The 24,630-nt window shown below is 60.7% G+C and carries 19 protein-coding genes and 1 pseudogene; 9 read left to right on the top strand and 11 right to left on the bottom strand.

What is annotated here, in order from left to right; all coding sequences use genetic code 11:
• Positions 1-92 precede the first annotated feature (92 nt).
• A complete protein-coding gene (locus CD932_RS05065; RefSeq protein WP_094441678.1) occupies positions 93-815 on the top strand; it encodes a TetR/AcrR family transcriptional regulator in 723 nt (240 codons plus the stop codon).
• On the opposite strand, the gene CD932_RS05070 is transcribed toward CD932_RS05065, so the two are convergent.
• The gene (locus CD932_RS05070; protein ID WP_094441679.1) at positions 816-1,973 is read right to left on the bottom strand and encodes a hypothetical protein; all 1,158 of its coding nucleotides are present in this window, start codon (positions 1,971-1,973) and stop codon (positions 816-818) included. It lies immediately after the preceding gene.
• Between the two features lie 211 nt (positions 1,974-2,184).
• On the opposite strand from CD932_RS05070, the gene CD932_RS05075 reads away from it, so the two are divergent.
• A complete protein-coding gene (locus CD932_RS05075; RefSeq protein ID WP_094441680.1) occupies positions 2,185-2,826 on the top strand; it encodes a hypothetical protein in 642 nt (213 codons plus the stop codon).
• A 48-nt stretch (positions 2,827-2,874) separates the two neighbouring features.
• Here the strand turns inward: CD932_RS05075 and CD932_RS29260 are convergent.
• The 4 genes and pseudogenes from CD932_RS29260 to aceE all read right to left on the bottom strand — a co-directional run.
• A pseudogene (locus CD932_RS29260) lies at positions 2,875-3,092 on the bottom strand (dihydrolipoyl dehydrogenase); the annotation flags it as partial.
• 70 nt (positions 3,093-3,162) lie between these two features.
• Entirely contained in the window at positions 3,163-4,959 is a 1,797-nt protein-coding gene (lpdA, locus tag CD932_RS05080) for a dihydrolipoyl dehydrogenase (protein WP_094441681.1), read from the bottom strand.
• 9 nt (positions 4,960-4,968) lie between these two features.
• A complete protein-coding gene (aceF, locus tag CD932_RS05085) occupies positions 4,969-6,630 on the bottom strand; it encodes a dihydrolipoyllysine-residue acetyltransferase (RefSeq protein WP_094441682.1) in 1,662 nt (553 codons plus the stop codon).
• 91 nt (positions 6,631-6,721) lie between these two features.
• The gene (gene aceE, locus CD932_RS05090) at positions 6,722-9,418 is read right to left on the bottom strand and encodes a pyruvate dehydrogenase (acetyl-transferring), homodimeric type (protein ID WP_094441683.1); all 2,697 of its coding nucleotides are present in this window, start codon (positions 9,416-9,418) and stop codon (positions 6,722-6,724) included.
• Between the two features lie 306 nt (positions 9,419-9,724).
• On the opposite strand from aceE, the gene folD reads away from it, so the two are divergent.
• The 4 genes from folD (at position 9,725) to CD932_RS05110 (ending at position 13,634) form a co-directional block, all read left to right on the top strand.
• The gene (folD, locus tag CD932_RS05095) at positions 9,725-10,570 is read left to right on the top strand and encodes a bifunctional methylenetetrahydrofolate dehydrogenase/methenyltetrahydrofolate cyclohydrolase FolD (RefSeq protein ID WP_094441684.1); all 846 of its coding nucleotides are present in this window, start codon (positions 9,725-9,727) and stop codon (positions 10,568-10,570) included.
• A gap of 156 nt (positions 10,571-10,726) precedes the next feature.
• Positions 10,727-12,796: a M3 family metallopeptidase gene (locus CD932_RS05100; RefSeq protein WP_094443464.1), complete on the top strand. Its 2,070-nt coding sequence runs from the start codon at positions 10,727-10,729 to the stop codon at positions 12,794-12,796.
• A 17-nt stretch (positions 12,797-12,813) separates the two neighbouring features.
• Positions 12,814-13,251 (top strand): DNA polymerase III subunit chi, encoded by a 438-nt coding sequence (locus CD932_RS05105; RefSeq protein WP_094441685.1) that lies wholly within the window; start codon positions 12,814-12,816, stop codon positions 13,249-13,251.
• The gene (locus CD932_RS05110) at positions 13,248-13,634 is read left to right on the top strand and encodes a hypothetical protein (protein ID WP_094441686.1); all 387 of its coding nucleotides are present in this window, start codon (positions 13,248-13,250) and stop codon (positions 13,632-13,634) included. Before CD932_RS05105 ends, CD932_RS05110 begins: the two co-directional genes overlap by 4 nt.
• Here CD932_RS05110 and CD932_RS05115 read toward each other — a convergent pair whose 3' ends face one another.
• From CD932_RS05115 to CD932_RS05125, 3 genes are all read right to left on the bottom strand, one after another.
• The gene (locus tag CD932_RS05115; RefSeq protein ID WP_094441687.1) at positions 13,635-15,770 is read right to left on the bottom strand and encodes a peptidase domain-containing ABC transporter; all 2,136 of its coding nucleotides are present in this window, start codon (positions 15,768-15,770) and stop codon (positions 13,635-13,637) included.
• A gap of 32 nt (positions 15,771-15,802) precedes the next feature.
• Entirely contained in the window at positions 15,803-16,948 is a 1,146-nt protein-coding gene (locus CD932_RS05120) for an HlyD family secretion protein (RefSeq protein WP_254926465.1), read from the bottom strand.
• 781 nt (positions 16,949-17,729) lie between these two features.
• The gene (locus CD932_RS05125) at positions 17,730-17,879 is read right to left on the bottom strand and encodes a class IIb bacteriocin, lactobin A/cerein 7B family (protein WP_094441689.1); all 150 of its coding nucleotides are present in this window, start codon (positions 17,877-17,879) and stop codon (positions 17,730-17,732) included.
• Positions 17,880-18,307: 428 nt separating this feature from the next.
• Between CD932_RS05125 and CD932_RS05130 the strand changes: the two genes are divergently transcribed.
• Positions 18,308-19,573 carry an IS4 family transposase gene (locus CD932_RS05130; RefSeq protein WP_094441690.1) on the top strand — a complete coding sequence of 422 codons (1,266 nt, stop codon included), beginning with the start codon at positions 18,308-18,310 and terminating at the stop codon, positions 19,571-19,573.
• A gap of 268 nt (positions 19,574-19,841) precedes the next feature.
• On the opposite strand, the gene CD932_RS05135 is transcribed toward CD932_RS05130, so the two are convergent.
• Both CD932_RS05135 and CD932_RS05140 read right to left on the bottom strand, forming a co-directional pair.
• Entirely contained in the window at positions 19,842-20,075 is a 234-nt protein-coding gene (locus CD932_RS05135; protein WP_094441691.1) for a hypothetical protein, read from the bottom strand.
• Positions 20,076-20,167: 92 nt separating this feature from the next.
• Positions 20,168-20,950 carry a carbonic anhydrase gene (locus CD932_RS05140; protein WP_094441692.1) on the bottom strand — a complete coding sequence of 261 codons (783 nt, stop codon included), beginning with the start codon at positions 20,948-20,950 and terminating at the stop codon, positions 20,168-20,170.
• A 564-nt stretch (positions 20,951-21,514) separates the two neighbouring features.
• On the opposite strand from CD932_RS05140, the gene CD932_RS05145 reads away from it, so the two are divergent.
• Complete coding sequence (locus tag CD932_RS05145) at positions 21,515-22,657, top strand: branched-chain amino acid ABC transporter substrate-binding protein (RefSeq protein WP_094441693.1); 1,143 nt, start codon at positions 21,515-21,517, stop codon at positions 22,655-22,657.
• Here the strand turns inward: CD932_RS05145 and CD932_RS05150 are convergent, their stop codons facing one another.
• A complete protein-coding gene (locus CD932_RS05150) occupies positions 22,658-23,545 on the bottom strand; it encodes a LysR family transcriptional regulator (protein ID WP_094441694.1) in 888 nt (295 codons plus the stop codon).
• A gap of 92 nt (positions 23,546-23,637) precedes the next feature.
• On the opposite strand from CD932_RS05150, the gene CD932_RS05155 reads away from it, so the two are divergent.
• The gene (locus CD932_RS05155; protein ID WP_094441695.1) at positions 23,638-24,600 is read left to right on the top strand and encodes an NAD-dependent epimerase/dehydratase family protein; all 963 of its coding nucleotides are present in this window, start codon (positions 23,638-23,640) and stop codon (positions 24,598-24,600) included.
• The last annotated feature ends 30 nt before the right edge of the window (positions 24,601-24,630 follow it).

The following is a 24,630-nucleotide window of genomic DNA, read 5'->3' on the forward strand; positions in this document are numbered from 1 at the left end:
CAAATCCGCTTGTCAAGAAATGAAACGATTGCATTTCATTTTAATTTGCCTTACAGTGTCAGCCATTACTTACCATCCACGAGACCCAGACCATGTCCGAGCCAGGCCTTCGCGACACATTCCCCATCGACCCTGCCGAAATGGCCGACCATGACACTCTGGAACACGGCGGCTGCGGCAAGAGCGCCGGCCGGCCACGCGCCGCCGACATGGAGGCGCGCGCGGAAAACCTGCTGCAGACGGCAGGCTGCCTGTTTCTGGAAAAGGGCTATGGCAAGGTCAGCCTGGAGATGATCGCGCGCCAGGCCCATGTGGCAGTGCGCACCATCTATGTGAAGTTTGGCGGCAAATCGGGCCTGTTCAATGCAGTGGTGGAACAGAAGCGCGCGGCCTACTTTTCCACCATGCCGGCGCTGGAAACCGACATGCGTGCGCTGCCGGCCATCCTGACCGAGTTCGGCCTGCTGTTCACGCAATTGATCACCATGCCGGCGGCGATTCACCTGAACCGCATGGTGATCGCCGAGGCGGCCAACCATCCTGAACTGGCGGAAACGTTCTACAAGGTGGGACCGGGCCGGACGCGCGAGACGCTGACCCGTTTTTTCAGCCGGCCCGATATCGCGCCGCTGTTCCGGCCAGGCCTGACGCCGGAGCTGCTGTCCATGCATCTGCTGAACTGCCTGATGGGCGACCAGTTGTCGCGCCTGCTGTTCATGCCGCCGGCCCCGCCCGAGGCGGCGCAGTTGCGCCAGCTGGTGGCGGCAAGGCTGGACCTGTTCCTGCGCGGCACCTTGCAGGATGCCCCAAGCTGATCAGGAACGGCTGCAGGCTTCCTGATGCGGCGCGGGCGCCTGGCAGCGTTCGCCATCGAGACCGAGCGCGTCGAGAAAAGGCCGGGCCGCCGACACACCGTCCAGCCGTGGCGCATTGGCCGCGCCATCGCGCCGCTCGGGGCCATATGGCATCAGGCCGAACGACGTTTCAAAGCGCTGCGCCAGAAAATAGGCGCGGAAATAGTCGTGGGCAAACACCACCTGGCCGTCGGCCCGCAGCAGCAACCCCTGCTCATACAACGGTGCCAGCCATTGCCGCGCCGACAGGTCCCAGCCCTTGACGGCGCAATAGTCGCCGGCGAAGCGTTCCATTTCATCGTGCGCCAGAAACAATGCCCTGGCCTCGAACAGCACGAAAGCGAGTTCGATCAGGAACTCGCGCGCCGCCAGCGGGTCGCCGGACGCAGGCTGTTGCGCCAGCGTCGGCTTGCCCAGCAGGCCGTTCAGGTAAGCGCCGTCAGATGCCAGGCGCGGCAGCAAGGTGGCAAACACCTGGGCGGCATCGCGTTCGGCCGGGTCCCGGCCAGGCGGGGTGTACAGCACCGACAGCGCGAAATCCTTGTCGGCCTCGTCAAATTCGCGCAGGGCCACCGTCCATTGCGCAGCGGGCGCATCCATGTCGAATTCCAGCAGGGCATAGGCCGCGCGCTGCACCGGGCCGCCATACAGGCTGGCCGGGCAGCTCTGGTACAGGATGCCAAGCGACTTCATCAGGGAACTGCTGTCGCCCGTATGGCGGTTGCCATGGAAGACGGCGTGGATATTCTTGTACAGCGCGCGCTGTTCGTTGGACGCCGGGTCACCGGCAGAAAAAAAACTCACGCCAGTATGCCCCTTGGCAACGTTCATGGCGCCCTGCCCACGGCTGCCAGGCAGCAGGTAAAAGCGCGCGCCCGGTGCGCTGGCAGCCTGCAACAGCGGCCGCAGCAGGTATTCATAAACATAGCCGGGCGTGGTGGCGGCGCAGGCGTCGGGCGCCACCAGTTCACCCGTCAGGAAGATCGCATCGATCTGCTTGCCCGCATCGCGCAGGGCGACCAGGTCCTGGTACAGGGCATGCAGCACGGGGGCATGGATTTGCTCGTCGCTACGGCGCAGGCGCACGTCGGCGAGATGGAGGGCGGTAAATTTTTTCATCGTTGCACTACTTTCTCGGCACAGCCAGGCTTGACTGCGGACGCACAAGGAGCATGCACACCGTCCTGGCCAGGCACAGCGAAACATCGCTTCGGAAACCTATTGTCCCATTTTTCCTTGAAGCAATACTCACCAATTTTCACCCAGCAAAAGTGTGGGCGCGCGAACCCGTGTATAGTTATCGTCTACTCAATGTTGTAAATATAAAATAATGTTAATTAATACACTCGGCATTCCTGCCAGCCACCGCGCACCGCGTGTAGCCATCCTGCTCGGCTTCCTGGCCACCCTCTCGCTCGCCTGCTGGGTCGGCTATGGCCAAGACCCGCACCTGGCCGATGAAAACCACCTGATGGAAAACATTCAGTCGGTGGCCCTGCTGCTGGCCTGCCTCGTGCATGGCTGGCGCGCCAGCAAACTCGACAGAAAAAGCGTGGGCTTCCTGCTGCACGCCGGCCTGTCGCTGCTGATGTATTCCTGCCTGCTGCGTGAACTGGTGATCCGTGACTTTGGCGTACCAGGCAAACAATTCTGGCCTTGGACCGAGCACATCCTGCGCGGCATCGGCTGGAGCTGCTGGGTGATCTACCTGGTCACCTTCGCCTCGCGCGTCAAGCGCATCTGGGCCCTGCGCCGGCAACTGCTGGCCACCCCCGTCATCATCACCACCGTCTGCGCGGCCCTGCTGATGGCGTCCGGCTGGCCCTTCGACAAGAAGAAATTCGAGTCGCTCTCGGCGCAGGATTCCGGCTTCATGGAAGAGCTGCTGGAGATGAACGCGTATCTCATTCTGTTTTTCGGTTCGGCCTCGGCGTCGCTGCGCGAGGTCAGTGACAGCGAGGAACGGCAATAAAAAAACCCCGCAATCGCTTGCGGGGTTTTGACGTTTACCAAATTGCCATCAACGCTTGCGCGGTGGCGGCAAGTCGGTGCAGACGCCTTCATAGACTTCGGCGAGTTTTTGTCCACTTGCCGATCGATTCGCCCAGGGTCGGGTGAGGATGGATGGTCTTGCCGATGTCGGTGCCGTCGCAGCCCATTTCGATCGCCAGGGCGATCTCGCCGCTTCATCGTTCACCTGTCGCCGGCGTGGGTGACGACGATGGTGCCGCCGACGAGGTATATCCACGTGCACATCATAAAAAAACCCGCAATCGCTTGCGGGTTTTTTGCCTTCACAGCCTGGAGATCAACGCTTGCGCGGTGGCGGCAAGTCGGTGCAGACGCCTTCGTAGACTTCCGCTGCCATGCCGATCGATTCGCCCAGGGTCGGGTGAGGATGGATGGTCTTGCCGATGTCGGTGCCGTCGCAGCCCATTTCGATCGCCAGGGCGATCTCGCCGATCATGTCGCCAGCATGCGTGCCGACGATGGTGCCACCGATAATGCGGTGGGTTTCGGCGTCGAACAGCAGCTTGGTGAAACCTTCGGCGCGGCCGTTGGCCACGGCGCGGCCCGAAGCAGCCCACGGGAAATGGCCCTTCTCGACCTTGATGCCCTTGGCTTTCGCTTCGTCTTCGGTGATGCCGGCCCATGCCACTTCCGGATCCGTATAGGCGACCGATGGAATCACCTTGACGTCGAAGTGCGATTTCTGGCCCGCTGCGGCTTCCGCCGCCACGTGGGCTTCATGGACAGCCTTGTGCGCCAGCATCGGCTGGCCGACCAGGTCGCCGATGGCGAAGATGTTCGGCACATTGGTGCGCATCTGGCTGTCCACTTCGATAAAGCCGCGGTCTGTCACCGTCACGCCGGCCTTGTCGGCGGCGATCTTCTTGCCGTTCGGGCTGCGGCCGACAGCTACCAGCACCAGGTCGTAGAGTTGCGGCGCCGGCGCGGTAGCGCCCGCTTCAGCCGCTTCGAACGTGACCTTGATGCCTTCGGGCAGCGCTTCCACCGCAACCGTTTTGGTCTTGGTCATGATGTTGTCGAAGCGCTTCTCGTTGAACTTCTGCCACACCTTGACGGCGTCGCGGTCGGCGCCCTGCATCAGGCCATCCATCATTTCAACCACGTCGATGCGCGCACCGAAAGTCGAATAGACGGTCGCCATTTCCAGGCCGATAATGCCGCCGCCGATGACCAGCATGCGTTTCGGGATCTGGCGCAGTTCCAGGGCGCCGGTCGAATCGACGATGCGCGGATCTTCCGGCACGAACGGCAGTTTCACCACGGACGAACCGGCGGCGATAATGGCCTGCTTGAACTGCACCACTTTTTTGCTGCCGTCGGCGCCCGTCACTTCAATGTGATTGGCGGACAGGAACTGGCCCACGCCGGTGACCACTTGCGTCTTGCGCGCCTTGGCCATGCCGGCCAGGCCGCCCGTCATGTTCTTGATCACGCCTTCCTTGTACGCGCGGACCTGGTCGATGTCGATGGTCGGCTTGGCAAACGTCACGCCCGTGTTGGACATGTGCGCCGTCTCGTCGATCACGGACGCGACGTGCAGCAGCGCCTTCGACGGGATGCAGCCGACGTTCAGGCACACGCCGCCCAGGGTCGCATAACGCTCGACGATGACCGTGGTCAAACCCATATCGGCCGCGCGGAAGGCCGCCGAATAGCCGCCAGGACCGCCGCCCAGCACCATCATGTCGACGCTGATGTCGACCTGGCCGGTGTAGCTGCCTGCCGGGATGGTCGCGACCGCAGGTGCGGCAGCGGCTGGCGCAGGTGCAGCTGCAGCTGCAGGAGCCGGGGCCGGGGCCGCCGCAGGGGCCACCGCTGGCGCTTCTGCGGCGCCAGCGGTCGCTTCCACCACCAGCAGCGCGCTGCCTTCGGCGATCTTGTCGCCGACCTTGACCTTCACTTCCTTGACCACGCCGGCGTGGGTCGAAGGAATTTCCATGCTGGCCTTGTCCGATTCCACGGTAATCAAAGACTGGTCGACCTTGATGGTGTCGCCGACCTTGACCATCAGCTCGATCACTTCGACTTCCTTGAAGTCGCCGATATTCGGTACTTTTACCTCTACTGTGCTCATGGTTGCTCCTTACAGCAGAATTTTGCGCATGTCGGCCAGTACTTCGCCGAGGTACACCGAGAATCGCGCGCCCATCGCGCCATCGACCACGCGGTGGTCGTACGACAGCGAGGTGCCCATCATCAGGCGTGGCTGGAAGGCCTTGCCATCCCATACCGGCTTGATCGACGCTTTCGACAGGCCCAGGATCGCCACTTCAGGGGCATTGACGATAGGCGTGAAATGCGTGCCACCGATGCCGCCCAGCGACGAAATGGTGAAGCTGGCGCCCTGCATGTCGGCCGGTTTGAGCTTGCCTTCGCGCGCCTGCAGCGACAGTTCGGTCATTTCCCTGGCGATCTGCGAGACCGATTTCTGGTCGGCGTTCTTGATCACCGGTACCACCAGGCCATTTGGCGTGTCGGCCGCAAAGCCGATGTTGTAGTACTGCTTGAGGATCAGGTTTTCGCCCTTGGCGTCCAGCGACGAGTTAAACGCCGGGAATTTCTTCAGCGCCGCGACGCAGGCCTTGATGACGAAGGCCAGCATGGTCAGCTTGGCGGCATCCTTGTTTTTCGCATTGGCGGCGTTGGTGTCGACGCGGAACGCTTCCAGGTCGGTGACGTCGGCTTCGTCGAACTGCGTGACGTGCGGGATCATGACCCAGTTGCGGTGCAGGTTCGGGCCCGAGATTTTCTTGATGCGCGACAGCGGCAGCAATTCGGTGGCGCCGAATTTGGCAAAGTCCAGCGACGGCCATGGCAGCAGATCGAGGCCGACGCCCGAACCGCCCTTGGCAGCGACCGGTGCACTGGCAGCGCCTGGCGAGGCAACCGCGCCCGACATTACGCCCTTGACAAAGTTCTGCACGTCTTCCTGCGTAATGCGGCCTTTCGGACCGGAACCGCCGACGCGGGCCAGTTCCACGCCCAGTTCACGGGCGAACTTGCGGATCGATGGCGAGGCGTGCGCCAGCTTGCCGCTCACAGGGGCTGCGGGTGCGGCGGCCGGCGCAGCGGCAGGCGCCGGTGCGGCGGCTGGAGCAGGAGCCGAAGCGGTGGCTGCGGCAGGAGCGGCGGCAGCTTGTGCGGGAGCGGCGGCAGGCGCAGCGCCACCACCGGTGGTTTCCACCACCAGCACCAGACTACCCTTGGCCACCTTGTCGCCAACCTTGACCTTCAGTTCCTTGACGACACCGGCATGGCTCGATGGAATTTCCATGCTGGCCTTGTCCGATTCGACCGTCAGCAAGGATTGTTCGACGGCGATGGTGTCGCCGACCTTGACCATCAGCTCGATGACTTCGACTTCCTTGAAGTCGCCGATATCGGGCACGGTCACTTCGACCAGAGCCGGCGCGACAGCGCTGGCGGCCGCCGCTGGCGCGGCAGCGGGTGCAGGTGCGGCAGCCTGCGCAGCGGCAGCAGGTGCAGGTGCAGGTGCTGACGCATCGTCCGCCACTTCCAGCAGCAGCACCAGCGAACCTTCGGCGATCTTGTCGCCGACATTGACCTTCAATTCCTTGACGACACCGGCGTGGCTCGATGGAATTTCCATGCTGGCCTTGTCCGATTCGACCGTGATCAGGGACTGGTCGACCTTGACCGTGTCGCCTGGCTTGACCATCAATTCGATAATCTCGACTTCCTTGAAATCGCCGATATCCGGGACTTTGACTTCCACAATGCTCATAGCTTGCTCCGTTATTTTATGTGTCAGATGGACCCGCAGACACGCCAGGGCGGCGCTTGCGCACCGCCCTGGCTGACCGGGTCCGCAACGATTACTTGGTCACCGGATTCGGTTTGTTGGCGTCGATGCCGTACTTGGCGATCGCCTGCTCAACTACCGACACGTCGATCTTGCCTTCGTCGGCCAGCGATTTGAGGGCGGCGACGGTGACATAATAACGGTTCACTTCGAAGAACTCGCGCAGCTTGGCGCGGCTGTCCGAGCGGCCAAAGCCATCGGTGCCCAGCACCTTGTAGGTGCGGCCCTTCGGCATGAAGGCGCGGATCTGTTCTGCAAACGCGCGCATGTAGTCGGTGGTGGCGACGATCGGGCCGTCGGTGTCCTGCAACAGCGACGTCACGTACGGCACGCGCTGCTCTTTCGACGGGTTGACCATGTTCCAGCGCTCGGCATCCTGGCCATCGCGGGCCACCAGGGTCAGCGATGGCGCCGACCAGACGTCTGCGGCCACGCCCCAGTCGTTTTGCAACAGTTCGGCGGCGAAGATCGATTCGCGCAGGATGGTGCCGCAACCGATCAGCTGCACGCGCAGCTTGGCGTCCGCACTGCCTTCCTGCAGCTTGTACATGCCTTTCAGGATGCCTTCTTCCTGGCCTGGCTTGATGCCTGGCTGGGCGTAGTTCTCGTTCATGATCGTGATGTAGTAGAACACATCTTCCTGGTTGGCGATCATGCGGCGCAGGCCGTCCTGGATGATGACGGCGACTTCATGGCTGAAGGTCGGGTCGTACGGCATGCAGGTCGGGATGGTGGCGGCAAAAATATGGCTGTGGCCATCTTCGTGCTGCAGGCCTTCGCCGTTCAGGGTGGTACGGCCGGCGGTGCCGCCCATCAGGAAGCCACGGGCGCGCATGTCGGCCGATGCCCACACCTGGTCGCCGATGCGCTGGAAGCCGAACATCGAGTAGAAGGTGTAGAACGGGATCATGATGCGGTCGTTGGTCGAGTACGACGTCGCCGCAGCGATCCACGAGCTCATGCCGCCCGCTTCGTTGATGCCCTCTTGCAGGATCTGGCCGGCCTTGTCTTCGCGGTAGTACATCACCTGGTCCTTGTCGACCGGCTCGTACAGCTGGCCTTTCGGATTGTAGATGCCGATCTGGCGGAACAGGCCTTCCATGCCGAAGGTACGCGATTCATCGACCAGGATAGGCACCACGCGCTGGCCCAGGTTCGGGTCTTTCAGCAGGGTGGAAATGACACGCACGAAGGCTTGCGTGGTCGAGATTTCACGGCCTTCAGGAGTGGCGTCGAGCACGTTCTTGAATGCGTCCAGGCCTGGCACCGGCAGGGTTTCTTCGGACTTCTGGCGGCGCTGCGGCAGGTAACCGCCCAGGGCCTTGCGGCGCTCGTGCAGGTAGACCATTTCCGGCGCATCGTCGGCTGGCTTGAAGAACGGAATATCGGCCAGCTGGTCGTCGGGGATCGGCAGCGAGAAGCGGTCGCGCATTTCGCGGATCGCCTCGTCGTCCAGTTTTTTCGTCTGGTGCGCCGTGTTGCGCGCTTCGCCGGACTTGCCCATGCCGTAGCCCTTGACGGTTTTTACCAGCAGGACGGTCGGCTGGCCCTTGTGTTCCTGGGCGATCTTGAAGGCGGCGTAGATCTTGTGCGGATCGTGGCCGCCACGGGTCAGGCGCCAGATGTCGTCGTCGCTCATGTTGGCAACCATTTCCAGCAGCTTCGGATGCTTGCCGAAGAAGTGCTTGCGCACATAGGCGCCGTCCTTGGCCTTGTAGTTCTGGTATTCGCCGTCGACGGTTTCCATCATCACGCGCTGCAGGATGCCGTCTTTGTCTTGCGCCAGCAGGGCGTCCCAGCCCGGACCCCAGATGACCTTGACGACGTTCCAGCCGGCGCCGCGGAATTCGCCTTCGAGTTCCTGGATGATCTTGGTGTTGCCGCGCACCGGGCCGTCCAGGCGCTGCAGGTTGCAGTTGACCACGATGACCAGGTTGTCGAGCATGTCGCGTGCGGCCAGGCCGATCGCGCCCAGCGATTCCGGCTCGTCCATCTCGCCGTCGCCACAGAAGGCCCAGATCTTGCGGTTGTCGGTCTTGGCGATGCCGCGTGCATGCAGGTATTTCAGGAAGCGCGCCTGGTAGATCGCCATGTGCGGGCCCAGGCCCATCGACACGGTCGGGAACTGCCAGAAGTCAGGCATCAGTTTCGGGTGCGGGTACGAGGACAGGCCCTTGCCGTCGACTTCCTTGCGGAAGTTCAGCATCTGCTCTTCGCTCAAACGGCCTTCGAGGAAGGCGCGCGCGTAGACGCCCGGCGAGGAGTGACCCTGGATGTACAGCAGGTCGCCGCCGTGGTCGGCCGTTGGCGCATGCCAGAAGTGGTTGAAGCCGATGCCCAGCATGTTGGCCAGCGAAGCGAAGGACGACAGGTGGCCGCCCAGGTCGCCGTCGGCGCGGTTGGCCTTGACCACCATGGCCATGGCGTTCCAGCGCATCCACGAACGCAGGCGCTCTTCGTATTCGAGGTTGCCGGGGCAGTGTGCTTCTTGTTTGGTGGGGATGGTGTTGACGTAGGCAGTGGTGCTGGAGAAAGGAATCTGGGCGCCGCGGCGGCGCGCCAGGTCGACCATGCGTTCCATCAGGTAATGGGCGCGTTCAGGCCCTTCATTTTCCAGTACCGCTTCGAGTGCGTCCAGCCACTCCTTGGTTTCCTGCATGTCCGGGTCGGCGCCGATCTGTGTCGTTACCTGGTTCAATTGATCTGACATCTGTTGAGTCTCCTTTTGTGAGCGCCCCACGCCGATTTTTCCGGATCGCTGTCGGACGGTATTTCGCTGATTATTTACTATTAACGTCGATGAGTGTGGGGATTCTAACAGTGTATTTTGTATTTTTCAAATTACGATATATGATTTCACATTATGAAATACTCCTCTGTGGTTTATGCTGCACTGCGGCAAATTCTGACCGGAAATTAGCATGATCAAAGCACCAAACATGGCGCCAAAACCGCCAGCCAGCCGCCAGCGGCTTTATAATCTGGTTTTCCCTGCCAACAGCTTCCAGCCACTACCATGCCAGCACAACTGATCGACGGAATTGCCCTCTCCCACAAACTGCGCAGCGAAATCGCCACCCGCGCCGCCGCCCTGACCGCCAAGGGCACCCAGCCCGGCCTGGCCGTGATCCTGGTCGGCGAAGACCCGGCCAGCCAGGTTTATGTGCGCAACAAGGTCAAGGCCTGTGGCGACGTGGGTTTTCATTCGGTGCTGGAAAAGTATGAAGCGCACTTGCCGGAAGCAGATTTGCTGGCGCGCATCGCCAGCCTGAACGCGGACCCGGCCATCCACGGCATCCTGGTGCAAATGCCGCTGCCCAAACATATCAACCCGCACAAGGTAATCGAAGCGATCGCCACCACCAAAGATGTCGACGGTTACTCGGTGCTGAGCGCCGGCGAACTGATGACGGGCCTGCCGGGCTTTCGCCCCTGCACCCCATACGGCTGCATGAAGCTGATCGAAAGCACCGGCGTCGACCTGCGCGGCAAGCATGCGGTCGTCATCGGCCGCAGCAACACGGTTGGCAAGCCGATGGCGCTGCTGCTCTTGCAAGCGAACGCCACCGTCACCATCTGCCATAGTGCGACACCGGATCTGGGCCATCACACGCGCAACGCCGACGTGATCGTGGCCGCCGTCGGCCGCCGCAACACGCTGACGGCCGACATGGTGCGCCCGGGCGCCATCGTGATCGACGTCGGCATGAACCGCGACGACAACGGCAAGCTGTGCGGCGACGTGGACTTTGCTGGTGTGCAAGAGATCGCTTCGCATATCACGCCCGTGCCAGGTGGTGTGGGCCCGATGACCATCACGATGTTATTGATGAACACCGTGGAAGCGGCCGAGCGCGTTTAAGAGGAGCACCTGAGAAAACGCCCATGGCTGCGTTGCATTGCCTCGCCGTACTATTCGTACTGTCTTCGGCAATGCGCCTTGCCCTGAACGTTTTTCAGGCGCTCTATTTAGTGCAGGCGGCGCCGCCGCCTGCAAAACAGAATGGATGAAATGACGATGACCACCAATCCCCTGCTTGATTTTTCCGGCCTGCCACGCTTCGACGCGATTACGCACGAGCATGTCACGCCTGCCATCGACACCCTTCTGGCCCAGGCCCGCGCCACCGTGGCGCAGCTTGAAGCGCCCATGGAAGAAGTGAGCTGGGATAACTTCGTCACGCCGCTCGACCAGATCGGCGAAACCCTGGGCCGCGCCTGGAGCATCGTCAACCACCTCAACAGCGTGATCGATACGCCCGAGCTGCGCGCCGCCTACAATGCGAACCAGCCCAAGGTGACGGAATTCTGGACCGAGCTGGGCCAGAATGAAATCCTGTTCGGCAAATACAAGCAGCTGCAGGCCAGCGCCGCCTTCGCCGGCCTGTCGCCGGCGCGCCGGCGTATCGTCGATAACGCCGTGCGCAACTTCCGCCTGGGCGGCGCCGAGCTGCCCGACGACAAGAAAGAGCGCTTTGGCGCCATCCAGGAAGAACACGCGGCCGTCTCGACGCGCTTTTCCGAAAATGTGCTCGATGCCACCAATGACTACAAACTGCTGGTCGACAACGAAGCGGATCTGGCCGGTCTCCCTGACGACGTGAAGGCTGCCGCGCGCGCCGCCGCTGAAAAAGCGGGCAAGCAGGGCTTTGAGTTCTCGCTGCACTTCCCGTCCTATTTTCCGATCCTGCAGTTCGCCGACAAGCGAGAGTTGCGCGAAACCATCTACCGCGCCAACGCCACCAAGGCCTCGGACCAGGGCGAGGTGTTCAGCAAGAAAGAAGACTGGGACAATACGCAAAACATCGTCACCCTGTTGAAGCTGCGCGATGAAGAAGCCAAGCTGCTGGGCTACGCCAATTTCGCCGAAGTGTCGCTGGTGCCGAAAATGGCGACCTCGCCCGACCAGGTCATCGCTTTTCTGGAAGACCTGGCCAAACGCGCGCGCCCTTATGCCGAGAAAGACCTGGCCGAGCTGAAACAATTCTCCCGGGAAGAACTGGGTATTGAAGACCTGCAGGCGTGGGACGTGCCGTATGCGTCCGAAAAGCTGCAGGAGCGCCGTTATGCGTTTTCGGCCCAGGAAGTCAAACAATACTTCCCTGAACACAAGGTGATCGACGGCCTGTTCCGCCAGATCCAGAATCTGTTTACGGTCGAGATCAAGCCGGATACGGCTGCGGTCTGGCACCAGGATGTGCGTTTCTACCGCATCGAACGCGACGGCAAGCTGATCGGCCAGTTCTACCTGGACCTGTATGCGCGCGCCGGCAAAAGCGGCGGCGCCTGGATGGACGACGCGCGCGGCCGCCGCGCCGACGCGAATCACGTGCAAACCCCGATCGCCTACCTTACCTGCAACTTTACTGAACCGGCCGTGATCGATGGCAAGGCCCAGCCAGCCCTGTTCACCCACGATGAAGTGATCACCCTGTTCCATGAATTCGGCCATGGCCTGCACCATATGCTGACCGCCGTCGACGAACTGGGCGTATCCGGTATTTCCGGCGTCGAATGGGATGCGGTGGAACTGCCGTCGCAATTCATGGAGAACTTCTGCTGGGAATGGGAAGTGCTCGAACATATGACGGCGCACTGTGTGACGGGCGAGCCGCTGCCGCGCGCGCTGTATGACAAGATGCTGGCGGCGAAAAACTTCCAGTCCGGCCTGCAGACCCTGCGCCAGGTCGAATTTTCCTTGCTCGACATGCATCTGCACTATGACTACGATGCAAGGTCTGGCCAGAGCGTGCAGCAGCTGATCGACAGCGTGCGCGCCACATTCGCGCTGATCATCCCGCCCGCGTTCAACCGCTTCCAGAATTCGTTCGGCCATATCTTTGCGGGTGGCTACGCGGCCGGCTACTACAGCTACAAATGGGCCGAGGTGCTGTCCGCCGACGCCTATGCCGCCTTCGAGGAAGCCAGGGCGCTGGGACCAGAGGCATCCACGGCTACGGGCAAGCGCTACCTGGAAGAAATCCTGTCGGTTGGCGGTTCGCGCCCGGCGCTGGTATCGTTTACGGCCTTCCGTGGCCGCGAGCCCTCGATCGACGCCCTGCTGCGCCACAGCGGCATGGCGGCCTGAAGGACGGCCCAGGCAATATGACGCGCGTCGACTTTCATACCAATGTGCCGGACAAGCTGGCCTACGCCTGCCGCCTGGCGCGCAAGGCCTATATGGCCGGCAACCAGATCGTGGTGCTGGCAGCGGATGCTGCCCAGCTCGACGCATTGAATGCCGCCCTGTGGACATTTTCCGCCACCGACTTCCTGCCGCACGTGCTGGTCGGCGACCCGCTGGCCGCGCAGACGCCCATCGTGCTCACTATTGATGAGACTGTGGCACTGCCGCACCACGATATCCTCGTCAACCTGTCGCAAGTTCCCCCGGCCAGCTATGCGCAGTTCCAGCGCGTGTTCGAAATCGTGTCCATGGATGAAGAGGACGCGCAAGCCGGCCGCCAGCGCTTTTTGCACTACCGCAAGCAGCATGTGCAGCCGACCCATTTTGTCGCGGCCAATCTGGTCAATCAGCCATGAACGGGCCGCCATTCGACCAGGGCATCCCGTTGCTGACGGAAGTGCTGTCGGGACCGGAAGCCTTGCATGAAACGACGGCCGAGCCCCAGGAGGCGCCGCCCGCCAGGATCGCCGAACCGGCGCCTTTACTGGGTCCCGCAGCCCTGCAGCCCGACTGGGACGCCATCGAAGCGCGCCTGACCCGGCGCATCCTGCACCAGGTGCAAGGCAAGATCGACCACCTGCTCGAAGAGCGCATCGCCCAGGTGCTGCAAACGGCGCTGCAAAACGCCCTGATCGGCATGCGGGGCGCTTTGCGCGAAGACTTGCAGCAGTCGCTCGAGCAGATCGTGGCGCATGCGGTCAGTCATGAGCTGGGGCATTTGCATCCGCCGCAGTACTGATCAGGCAGCCTCTTTTACTTCCTGCATCATATCCTGCACCACCTTGCCTTGGTGCAGCACCACCACCCGCTGCGCCATGGCGATGGTTTCCGGCCGGTGCGCCACAATCACGCGCGTCAGCTGGATTTTCTGAATCGCCGCATTCACGGCCTGCTCGTTCCACACATCGAGGTGACTGGTCGCTTCGTCCAGCACCAGCAGTTTCGGGTTGCAGTACAGCGCACGCGCCAGCAGGATACGCTGCTTCTGCCCGCCCGACAGGCCGCTGCCGATATCGCCCACCAGGGTATTGAAGCCCATCGGCATGGCGGCAATTTCCCCGTGCACGGCTGCCAGCTGGGCGCAGGCCTGCACTTGCTGCTGGTTCGGCGACGGCGCAAAAAAGCTGATATTGTCGGCGATCGAGCCGGCAAACAGGCTGTCTTCCTGCATCACGGTGCCCAACAGCTGCCGGTAATTTTTCATGCCCAGGTTGGCCAGCGTCACGCCGCCGATCAGGATCTCGCCTTCGGTCGGCTCCAGCAAGCCCAGCAGCAGTTTCATCAGGGTCGTCTTGCCGCAGCCGGACGGGCCGGTGACGGCAATGCACTGGCCGGCCGGTATCGTCAGGTTCAGCCCACTCAGTACAAACGGTTCACTGTCGGCATAGCGGAATGCCAGGTTGCGAATCTCGATCGACGGTGAAATATGCTCGACATCGATTTCCACGTCGTTGCTGTCTTCTTCCGCACGCGTCAATACGATATCGGCGACGCGCTCGCCATGCAGGCGCAACATGCGCAATTCAAACAGCTTGTCGACCAGGCTGGCCATGCGCTGGCTGAACTGATCCTTGTAGCTGATAAAGGCGAACAGCATGCCGACCGAAAAACGGTTGTCAAGCACCGCCAGCGCGCCCATCCAGATGACGATCACGCGCTCGGCGCTGAACAGCAGGGTATTGGCGGTCTGGTACGACACCGACAGGCGCGCGATGCGCAAGTCGGCGTTGAACTGGTCGGCCAGCGCATTCATCCAGCTGGCGCGGCGCTCCTCATTACGGCCGAACAGGCGGATGCTCTGGATGCCGCGCACCGATTCGAGAAAATGCGTCTGCTGCTTGGCGGCGTGGATAATCTGCTCGGCGGTCGCCTCGCGCAGGGCCTTGAAGATGGCCCAGCGCAGCAGCACATACAGCAGCACCGCGATACAGGCCACGCCGGCCAGCAGCGGGCTGTAAATGAGCATCATGCCCAGGGTGGCCAGCACCAGCACGCCGTCGATCGCGCCTTCGACAAATTGCGTCGTCAGGCTGCGCTGCATGGTCTGGATCGAATTGAAACGCGAGACGATGTCGCCCGTATGGCGCTTCTCGAAATACGGCAGCGGCAACTTTAAAAGGTGAGCGAAGGCATTGCCCAGCCATTGCAGGTTCAGATTGGTGGCCAGCACGGTGGTAATCCACGAGCGCACGGCGCCAATCGCCGTCTGTATCAGCACCAGCAGCAGAAAGCCGCAACCGAGTACAGTGATCAGGTCGCGGTCGGCCGCCAGCAGCGCTTCATCGACCAGCCATTGCATATAGAACGGCGCCACCAGCGCGCACACCTGCAAGGCCAGGCCCAGTACCAGCAGTTGCAGCAAGCCGCGCTTGAGGCCCACCACACGCCCCATCAGCGACAGCAGGGAGAACTGCTGCTTTTCCTCGACCTTCTTGAATTCGGCGGTCGGCGTCAGCTCCAGCGCCACGCCCGTAAAATGCTTGGCCACTTCCGCCAGCGGCAAGCGGCGTTCGCCGACGGCCGGATCGTGGATTACCGCATGGCTGCCGGAGACCGATTTGAGCACCACGAAATGGTTCAGGTCCCAGTGCAAAATCGCCGGCAGCTTCAGCTCGGGCAAGTGCTGCATGTCCAGTTTCAAGGGCCGCGTATGCAGCGCCAGGCCCTGCGCCATGGCCATCAGGCCTTTCAGGGTCACGCCTTTCAACGACACCGAAAAGCGCCGGCGCATGCTGGAAATATCGATCTGGTGGCCCCAGTAACTGGCCACCATGGACAAACTGGCCAGGCCGCATTCGGCCGCTTCCGTTTGCAGCAGCACGGGCAGGCGATTGCTGCGCCAGAAAGACAAATGGGCAAGAGAGGGTAAATGCATCAGGCGCAGCCAAAAAGAGGAAATAAGAAGGCCTACAGGCGACCGGAAATACTGAACAATGGTTCGAGCACCCATTCATACAGGCGACGCTGTTCCAGCAGCACGCTGGCGTCGACCAGCATGCCGGACTTCAAGGGCAGCGTTTCGCCATACGCCTGCACGCTCTGGCGCTGCAAGGTCAAGCGGATGCGATATAACGGTTCGCCATTGGTGCCGCTGACGGCGCCCGGCACGGCCAGGTCTTCCGGGCGCAGCGAGGTGCTGGCCACTTCGCGCACGCGCGCCGGATACTGGCCGAATTTCTGGTACGGATACGCCTGGTAGCGCAGCAGCACGTCCATGCCCGGCTTGATAAAACCGACCGAACGCGATGGCGCATAGATTTCCGCTTCCAGTTGGGCGCCCTCCGGCAGTACCGAGGCCAGCACGCTGTTGGCGGCCACCGTCTGGCCGATTTCGGTGGTAATTGCCGTGACCTTGCCGTCCTGCGCCGCGCGCACCAGGATTTCGCGGCGCGCCTCGTTTTCCGTCAGGTCCTGCTCGATGGCCGATACATTGCGCTGCAGGTTTTCCGCATCGCGCTGCGCCTGCACTTGAAGGTCGCGTACGTCGGCCTGGGCAGTAGCCAGGTCACGCCCGCTGGCCGACTTGATGCGTTGCAGCTCGGCCAGCCGCTGGTGCTGGTCCAGCAACTCGGCCTGCTTGTCCTGCAGCTGAGCCGACGAGATGTAATTGGTGGCGTGCAGATCGCTGTAGCGTTTATAGGACTGCTCGGCCAGGCTGACGCGGCGCTGCTGCAGCACGATCTGGTCGTCCATGCGCGCGATCTCGGCCGTGAGGTCGTTGGCGCGGCGCTGCCCGGCCGCCATGCGCTGGCGCGACTGCAGGCTCGATTGTTTCAGCTCGGCGTCATAACTGTCGCGCCGGCTTTTCAGCAAGGTTGAGACGACTTGCTGCGGCGCGCCAGCATTGGCACTGCTGCGCTCACCCGACAATACGAACAGCACATCGCCAGCACGCACGGTTTGCCCTTCCTTGACGCTGGTCCTGGTAATGACGCCCGTTTGGCCCGGCATCACACGGATCACGCCGCTCGTCGGCAGCAGCACGCCTTGCGACTGTGCCTTGCGGGTGGTGCTGAAGAAAATGAAAAAAACGATGATGGTGATAGCGATCACCAGAAATAGCCAGGTTAGGAACAGGTGGCTGACGGGGCGGGCCAGTATCACTGTACCGTATTGTTTACTGCTCAAGTGCTCGATAGCTTGCTGGCGGAACAGTGGTTGAACCGAAAGAGCTATGCTTGCTTCTGAAGCGGAGACACCGGATTGGTCACGCAAGATAATTTACTTTTAAAATGGAAACTGTGATGAGGAGCAAGGCGTGGCTCGTCGCCCATACGGGCGAATCGATATTTTCACAATTAAAATAATATATAATTTTCAGAAAAACATATTATAGCAAAATAATTTAGAATCGCATTAATTATTTTAGTGAGTCATGAAAAAAAATGCTTTACCAATTGTTTTGCCAATCAAAAACAAAAAAAATGAAGTACCACTGATCAAAAATAATACTTGCAGATATGCAGGAATTAAATTTACGCAAGATAAAATGCGACCAAATAAATCATTCATATAATTTACCAATATATATAATATTTAAAATATCCGCCTATATATAAAATACATGAGGCGGAATTTTTATTTAAAATTAATTTTTAATTAATTTATCATTTGGCTGCAGATTTAGCGTCGTTATATCCGACATAAGCTCCCAGAGCGACCAGACCAGCTACCGCTGCACCGGCAGCAGCGTAGGCAGCGTAGGCAACCAACGGAACGACGCCACCAGAGACTTGATCGACTTCACCGCAATGTAATTCTTGCATAATATGCCTTTTGATAATTAAATAGTTGGTATTTACAATTCGATTTTTGAATATTGCTAATTCGGCATTTAATGCGTAGCGTAATAGTATGCTGCGCCGATAGCTTTTCCAATTTCGATCAAGGCTACTGCACCACCGGCGACACCTGCAGCTGCCATGAGAAAAGGAACAATTCCACCTGATACTTCTTCTATTTCGTTAAAGCTTAATTCTTGCATGCTTCACTCCAATATTTAAATAGTAATAGTTGCGAAATTGCAACTTGTTTACAACGTAGCGAAAAAATTTATTTCCGTCAAGAAAAAATTTACTTTTTCCCAAAAATTAAATAGATGATAAATTATCAAAAATTAATGAATATTTTCATATGAAATGTTCAAAAAATGCCAACATTAAATAAATTTAAATATACAAATTCTAGCATCTATTTTTCCTGAGATACTCACACTTTCCCACATGTATCCAAGCAAGAGCCAGCGTTGCTGCACTTCGTTATACACAAGTCCAGACCGCCGGCCAGTCAATCCACCCAAGTTAAGGAATTGGTGTGCGTTTAAGTAATTTATTTTCAATATTAATACAAATACACTTGACACCGGATTAAAATCGCGGCGTGCAGTGTGGATTTTTATTTCCAATCGCCGCCATGTCCGTTCTAACCACGTTGTTTCAAGATTTCGCCGCCCACTTATGTTCAACAGAGTTTATCCACGATGCCCGCCACACCGACCATCCGACCGCGTTTTCGCGCCGTCGCAAGCTGCCGCTGGCGACGCTGGTCGCCATCATGCGGAAGGGCATGCGGATGAGCATCCAGGCCGAACTGGACACCTTCTTCGCCCATCTTCGCCAGCAAGCCCAGCTGGTCCACGAGGTATCCGAACAGGCGTTCGCCCAGGCACGCGCCAAGCTGTCCCTGAACGCCATTCCCGGCCTCAACGATTGGCTCGTCGCGCGCGCCGAGACGGACCAGTTTGTGCCGCGCTGGTGCGGGCTGCGGCTGGTCGCCGCCGACGCCTCGACAGTGCTTTTCGGTCTGAGGGCCAGCCATGTCAAGCGCGCCGCGCTGGCCGATCAAATCCTGTTCGGCCTGTTCCTGCCGGGGCCTGACTTGATGCTCGCCGCCGCCCTGCACGACGTCCACGAACGCGGCAAACGCCAGTTTCTGTTCGAACACCTGGACCGGCTTTCCCCGGACGACCTGCTGCTGCTCGACCGTGGCTACCCCTGCCGCTGGCTAGTCGCCGTGCTCAACGACCGCGCCGTCAAATTCTGCATGCGCGTCGACAATACCAGCGGCTTCGCCTGCGTGCGGGCGTTCATGCGCTCGAAGGCGCCGGATCAAGTCGTCATGCTGCCTGCGCCGAACAAGCGCGACGCGCTCGACTACGAGTGTTCGCGCAAAGCGCAGCGCGTGCGCCTTGTGCGCAACGTCTCGCCGGGCGGCGAACAGCGCGTGCTGATGACCAACCTGTTGGACGACAAGCTTTATCCGGCCGGCTGCTTTGGCGAGCTCTACCACGAACGCTGGGGCATCGAAGAGGCCTTCAAACGGCTCAAGCACAGGCTCAATCTGGAGCATGTGACCGGACTGACCCAGCAAGCCGTGGCACAGGATGTCGCCGCCAAAATCGTCTGCGACAACCTGCAGGCCCTCGTCGCCCTGACCGCGCATGCCGACGCAGCTCTGCCCGACAGCAAACGCGTCAATCATGCCTATGCCAACACTGCGCTCAAACCGCTGCTCCCCATTCTTCTGCTGGGCGCGAGGACCGGCAGAAAGGTCGGCGCACTACTGCGGACAATGCTCGATTTGATTGCCGGTCGGACCTATCGCCATCGTGAAAATCGCTCGACACCACGCAAAAAAGGTCAAAAGCCGCACAAATCGATGACTCAGAAAAATTGCTGAATGCCTTAACTTGGGTGGATTGGGTCACGGACTGGCTGATGTCGTTAAGCTTATTTGGTGGTCACATCGGAATGGAAGATTTCTTGCAATCGAAAAGCCCACGCAAGCAAGGAGGCAGTCTTTCAATTCATCTGGCGCGGGTGGCGGGAATCGAACCCGCGTGGAAAGCTTGGAAGGTATTGCGCCGTGCTTTTGTTTTCAGGCCAGATTGGCTGCGCTTTGCGCGCAGCAGGATCGGTAGCGATTCGTCATTCGCGCCACGCGCAGATCATCGGTGATCGGTGAAAACAGCGGATCCTGGTTCGAAGGTAACGTGCGATATGAAGGCGTCAGCAGGCAAGGTGCTCAGAGCACCTTGCAGCGCTGCCGCGTCTACTTCATGCGCACCGCCGTAGCACATGCCGAAACGGTTGGCGTCGACCTGGATACCGTCGCGCTTGTCGCAGACGCGCGACAGGCGCTCCTTGAGCGGCGTGTGCGAGCCGGCTGATGCCGACCGCATGCGACGATTCGAGTTGCGCTTGCATGGAAATCCGATGGTCAGGGAAGTGCGCTAGTGCAAGTCAACACCGGCACCATCGAGGTTTTGCCGGCCTAGTCGTTGACCAGCACCACACGGCCGTTGGCCGACTGCACCGGACGGGCGTTCATCTTGTAGACGTGGCCGAACTGGGCGATCTGCGCGGACGACACCGGCACAGCGTTCTTCATCACATACCAGGCCACGCCTTCGCTGCATGGCGGCGTCGTCAGCGAACCGCTGAAACTGTAGTAGGCGCGGTTCTCCGGCAGCAGGGAGGCGATGTTGATGCTGACGCCGGGCACTTCGACTTCCTTCTCCTTTTGAGGCGGCAGGTTGTCGAAGATGGTCTTGATCATGGCGCGCTTGGCGCCGGGCTCCATCAACACGCCGACCACGGCCAGTTCGCCCTCGGCGTTTTTGTGGACCAGGTGCGCGACCAGCGCGTACCTCTTGCCGTCGATGCGTTCCTCGCTCGGCTTGTGGAAGTGGAATTGCAGCAGTTCGTAGCGCTTGCCGTCGACCGTCATGAAGCTGCCTGGCGCGTAGTTGACCTGGATCGTGTGGCCGTTGTCGATCAGTTTGAGCGGGCTGGCCTGGTAGTCGAACGTCAGCGGCGACAGCGCGCCGTGCTTGGCGTCGGTGGTGCGGATGTCGATCGGCGATTGCACCTTGCCCTGCGAGCACGACGTGAATTTGCTGTCGACTTCGCTCCATTTTTCAGGCCCCGAGGTACCGCTGTAGCTCCAGTGCGGGTGGTGCGTCGCCGGCTCGGCGCACTGGCCGGCGATCGATTGCAAGGCGATGAAGCCGCCAATGGCGGCGGTGCGCAAGGTGGTGCGGACAGCGTTATTCATTTTGTCTCCAGCGAGATGGGCAATAGGGGGATGCGCGGACGGTACAGATTGTACTTTCCCAAGAGCATTCAATTTACATCTGAAAATACTCCTGGGGAGGGTCGCAACAAATAAATCGTTCAATTTGTTGTTTTCCGGAATGTTTTTGATATCGATCGGCAAGCTTGGGGTTCTGGCGGCTCAATGGCTGGCCTGTCGGTGCCCGCCGCATGAAATGGTGCGCAACTGCTTACAATCTTGCTGCCATAGCTACTGAACAAGGATTTCTTGCCGACCGTTCGCATCATGTCATTTCAAATGCGATCAATTCATTCAATCGGCCGCCGCCACCTCACACTGCCCCAAACGCCATTGTTTGGTGCACTCACACCATAGAAATCGGTGCAGTGCGCCTCACTTTGGTGATTGTGGCGATAAAATGCAAAAAGGCGCATTTGCGGCTTTGCGCGCGCTGTTTTTTATTGTACCTTTCTCCACACGCACCGCCGCACATAGCGGTTTCAAGAGACGCCGCCCGCCGTATCTCGTCGTATCTCGTCGTATATTATCCACTGGAGAATCTTTATGCTGCTCAAGACCACAACCCTTTCCCTCGCCATCGCATTCGCCTTTGCCGGCCATGCAGGGGCGCAGGAAATCATCAAGATAGGCCACGTCGCTCCGGTCTCGGGCGCCAGCGCCCACTTGGGCAAGGATAATGAAAACGCCGCCAAGATGGCAATCGAGGACCTGAACGCCAAGGGTTTCAAAATCGATGGCAAGGTCGTGAAATTCGTGCTGGTGGGCGAGGATGACGCAGGCGACCCGAAACAGGGCACAGCCGTGGCGCAAAAGCTGGTCGACGCCAAGGTCAACGGCGTGATCGGACATTTGAACTCCGGTACCACCATTCCCGCTTCGCGCATCTACTTCAACGCCGGCATTCCGCAAATTTCGCCGGCCGCTACCAACCCGACCTACACCCAGCAAAAGTTCAACACGGCCTTCCGCGTGGTGGCCAATGACAACAAGCTCGGTGGCACTCTGGGCGCCTACGCCGTGGGCAAGCTGGGCGCCAAGAAGATCGCCGTGATCGACGACCGCACGGCCTATGGCCAGGGTGTAGCGGAACAGTTCGTCAAGGGCGCGAAAAAAGCCATGCCGGGCGTGCAAATCGTCGGCAAGGAATTTACCAATGCCAATGCGACCGACTTCAACGCGATTCTCACCAGCATCAAGTCCAAAAATCCTGACCTGGTCTTCTTCGGCGGCATGGATTCGGTGGGCGGCCCGATGCTGCGCCAGATGAAGGCGCTGGGCATCAAGGCCAAGTTCATGGGCGGCGACGGCCTGTGCACGGAGCCGCTGGGCCAGCTGGCCGGCGACGCCATCGGCGAAAACCTGGTGACCTGCGCGGAAGCGGGCGGCGTGACGGGCGCGCAGCAAAAAGGCATGGACGAATTCCGCGCCCGCTACAAGCAGAAATACAATATGGACGTGCAGCTGTACGCGCCGTATGTGTACGACGCCGTGATGACCATGGCCACCGCCATGGCCGACGCCAAGTCCTCGAAGCCTTCCGTCTACCTGCCCTTCCTGGCGAAAGTCAAATACCAGGGCGTGACGGGACCGATCGCATTTGACGCCAATGGCGACATCAAGGATGGCGCGCTGACCTTATTTACTTACCGTGACGGCAAGAAGACCAAGATGGAAGTCGTCAAGTAATCAAGCTGTGTAGTCTTGTAATCCTTCCACCAGCGCATCGAAGGCCGCGCGGCAGCCCAGGCTGCTGCGCAGGTCTTCATGCATGGTCACCCAGGTTTCCAGGGGCAGAGTAAAAGCGTCTGGCAGCACCCGCTGCAGGGCGGGCTCCCTGGCCGCCAGCAGCACCTGGCAGCCGCCGATGCCGGCGCCGGCGCATATCAAGGCCATCTGCGCCAGGTCGCTGTCACAACACAGGGAAAAACGCTCGCGCGACAGCGCTTGCCAGGCGCCCGCGATGCCGCGCACCAGTGGGCTCGGCAGGTCGTAGCCGATCAATGCATGGCTTGCCAGGTCTTCAGTGTGCTGCGGCTCGCCGTGGCGCGCCAGATAGTCGCGGTGGGCAAACAGGCCCACCTCGATCACCCCCACCTTGCGCATCACCAGCCGTTCCTGGCGCGGCGGCACCATGCGCACGGCGATATCGGCTTCGCGCCGCAGCAAGTCCTGCACCTGGTTGCTGAGCACCAGTTCCACCACCAGCGCCGGATGGCGCTCGCGCAGCCGCGCCAGTATCGGCGGCAGCACTTCCACCCCCACCACTTCGCTGGCCGAGATGCGCACCACGCCGGCCACGCCTTGGCCCGCACTGCCGGCTGCGCGTTCCATCAGGCTGGCCGTGTGCGCCATCGCCTGCGCATGGGGCCGCAGGGCCAGCGCGACCTCGGTCGGCAGCAAGCCCTGCTGCGAGCGCGTAAACAGCGCCACGCCCAGTTCCTGTTCCAGCGCGGCGACATGGCGACCGACGGTGGGCTGCGTGATGCCCAGCGCGCGCGCGGCGGCGGACAGCGAGCCGTGGGTCAGCACGGCCAGCAGCGAACGGTAGTACTCCCAGGCGATATTTTTGGTCATGCATAAATGTATAGCCGATGGGCGATGTTCGTCAATTCCCAACTAGCCTGCCTGCGGCGATACTACACCCCATCAACCACAGGGAGAACAGCATGGACAACAAGACGGCATTGGTACTGGGCGCCACCGGCGGCATCGGCGGCGAAATGGTGCGCCAGCTGCTGGCGGCGGGCTGGCAGGTGCGCGCCATGGCGCGTGGCGAACCGCCCTCGCCACGCAGCGACGGCGTCACCTGGGTTCGGGGCGACGCCATGGTGGGCGCCGACGTGCTGGTGGCCGCCAGGGGCTGCGCGGTAATCGTGCACGCCGTCAACCCGCCCGGCTACCGCGACTGGGACAAACTGGTGCTGCCCATGCTGGACAACACGATTGCCGCCGCGCAGGCACAAGGCGCCACCATCGTGCTGCCAGGCACCGTCTACAACTATGGCGCCGATGCCTTTCCCATGCTGAAAGAGGACTCCCCCCAGCACCCGGCCACGCGCAAGGGCGCGATCCGGGTGGCGCTGGAAGCGCGGCTGGAACGCGCCGCCAGCACCGGTACAGCACGCGTGCTGATCGTGCGCGCCGGCGATTTTTTCGGTCCCCACGCCGGCAACAACTGGTTCGCGCAAGGCCTGATCAAGCCGGGCCAGCCGGTGCGCGCGATCAACACGCCGGGCGCGCAGGGCGTCGGCCATCAATGGTCTTACCTGCCCGACGTGGCGCTCACCATGGTCGAGCTGCTGGCGCTGCGCAGCAGCCTGCCGCCGTTCGCGCGCTTTCACCTGGCCGGGCACTGGGACCACGACGGACGCCAGATGAGCGAAGCAATTGCGCGCGTGGTGGCGCAGGCCACGGGCCGCACGCCGCGCATCAAAGCCTTTCCGTGGTGGTTGATGACCGTGGCGGCGCCCTTTGTGACAACCTTGCGCGAGCTGCGCGAGATGCGTTACTTGTGGCAGACGCCGTTACGCATGGACAATGCAAGACTGCTGGCGGTGCTGGGGCACGAGCCGCATACGCCGCTGGAGGCAGCGGTCAGGGCGACATTGAAAGGGATGGGCAATCTTTAAAAAAAACGCGCCGGGAATGCCGGCGCGTTA

The organism is Janthinobacterium sp. PC23-8 (assembly GCF_002250505.1).
In the GTDB taxonomy this organism is placed as follows: Bacteria; Pseudomonadota; Gammaproteobacteria; order Burkholderiales; family Burkholderiaceae_D; genus Janthinobacterium.

Bases quoted from the DNA above. Each gene is read 5' to 3' on its own strand.
- CD932_RS05065 (WP_094441678.1), top strand. From the start codon at position 93: ATGTCCGAGCCAGGCCTTCGCGACACATTCCCCATCGACCCTGCCGAA.
- CD932_RS05070 (WP_094441679.1), bottom strand. From the start codon at position 1,973: ATGAAAAAATTTACCGCCCTCCATCTCGCCGACGTGCGCCTGCGCCGT.
- CD932_RS05075 (WP_094441680.1), top strand. From the start codon at position 2,185: ATGTTAATTAATACACTCGGCATTCCTGCCAGCCACCGCGCACCGCGT.
- lpdA (WP_094441681.1), bottom strand. From the start codon at position 4,959: ATGAGCACAGTAGAGGTAAAAGTACCGAATATCGGCGACTTCAAGGAA.
- aceF (WP_094441682.1), bottom strand. From the start codon at position 6,630: ATGAGCATTGTGGAAGTCAAAGTCCCGGATATCGGCGATTTCAAGGAA.
- aceE (WP_094441683.1), bottom strand. From the start codon at position 9,418: ATGTCAGATCAATTGAACCAGGTAACGACACAGATCGGCGCCGACCCG.
- folD (WP_094441684.1), top strand. From the start codon at position 9,725: ATGCCAGCACAACTGATCGACGGAATTGCCCTCTCCCACAAACTGCGC.
- CD932_RS05100 (WP_094443464.1), top strand. From the start codon at position 10,727: ATGACCACCAATCCCCTGCTTGATTTTTCCGGCCTGCCACGCTTCGAC.
- CD932_RS05105 (WP_094441685.1), top strand. From the start codon at position 12,814: ATGACGCGCGTCGACTTTCATACCAATGTGCCGGACAAGCTGGCCTAC.
- CD932_RS05110 (WP_094441686.1), top strand. From the start codon at position 13,248: ATGAACGGGCCGCCATTCGACCAGGGCATCCCGTTGCTGACGGAAGTG.
- CD932_RS05115 (WP_094441687.1), bottom strand. From the start codon at position 15,770: ATGCATTTACCCTCTCTTGCCCATTTGTCTTTCTGGCGCAGCAATCGC.
- CD932_RS05125 (WP_094441689.1), bottom strand. From the start codon at position 17,879: ATGCAAGAATTAAGCTTTAACGAAATAGAAGAAGTATCAGGTGGAATT.
- CD932_RS05130 (WP_094441690.1), top strand. From the start codon at position 18,308: ATGTCCGTTCTAACCACGTTGTTTCAAGATTTCGCCGCCCACTTATGT.
- CD932_RS05135 (WP_094441691.1), bottom strand. From the start codon at position 20,075: ATGCGGTCGGCATCAGCCGGCTCGCACACGCCGCTCAAGGAGCGCCTG.
- CD932_RS05140 (WP_094441692.1), bottom strand. From the start codon at position 20,950: ATGAATAACGCTGTCCGCACCACCTTGCGCACCGCCGCCATTGGCGGC.
- CD932_RS05145 (WP_094441693.1), top strand. From the start codon at position 21,515: ATGCTGCTCAAGACCACAACCCTTTCCCTCGCCATCGCATTCGCCTTT.
- CD932_RS05150 (WP_094441694.1), bottom strand. From the start codon at position 23,545: ATGACCAAAAATATCGCCTGGGAGTACTACCGTTCGCTGCTGGCCGTG.
- CD932_RS05155 (WP_094441695.1), top strand. From the start codon at position 23,638: ATGGACAACAAGACGGCATTGGTACTGGGCGCCACCGGCGGCATCGGC.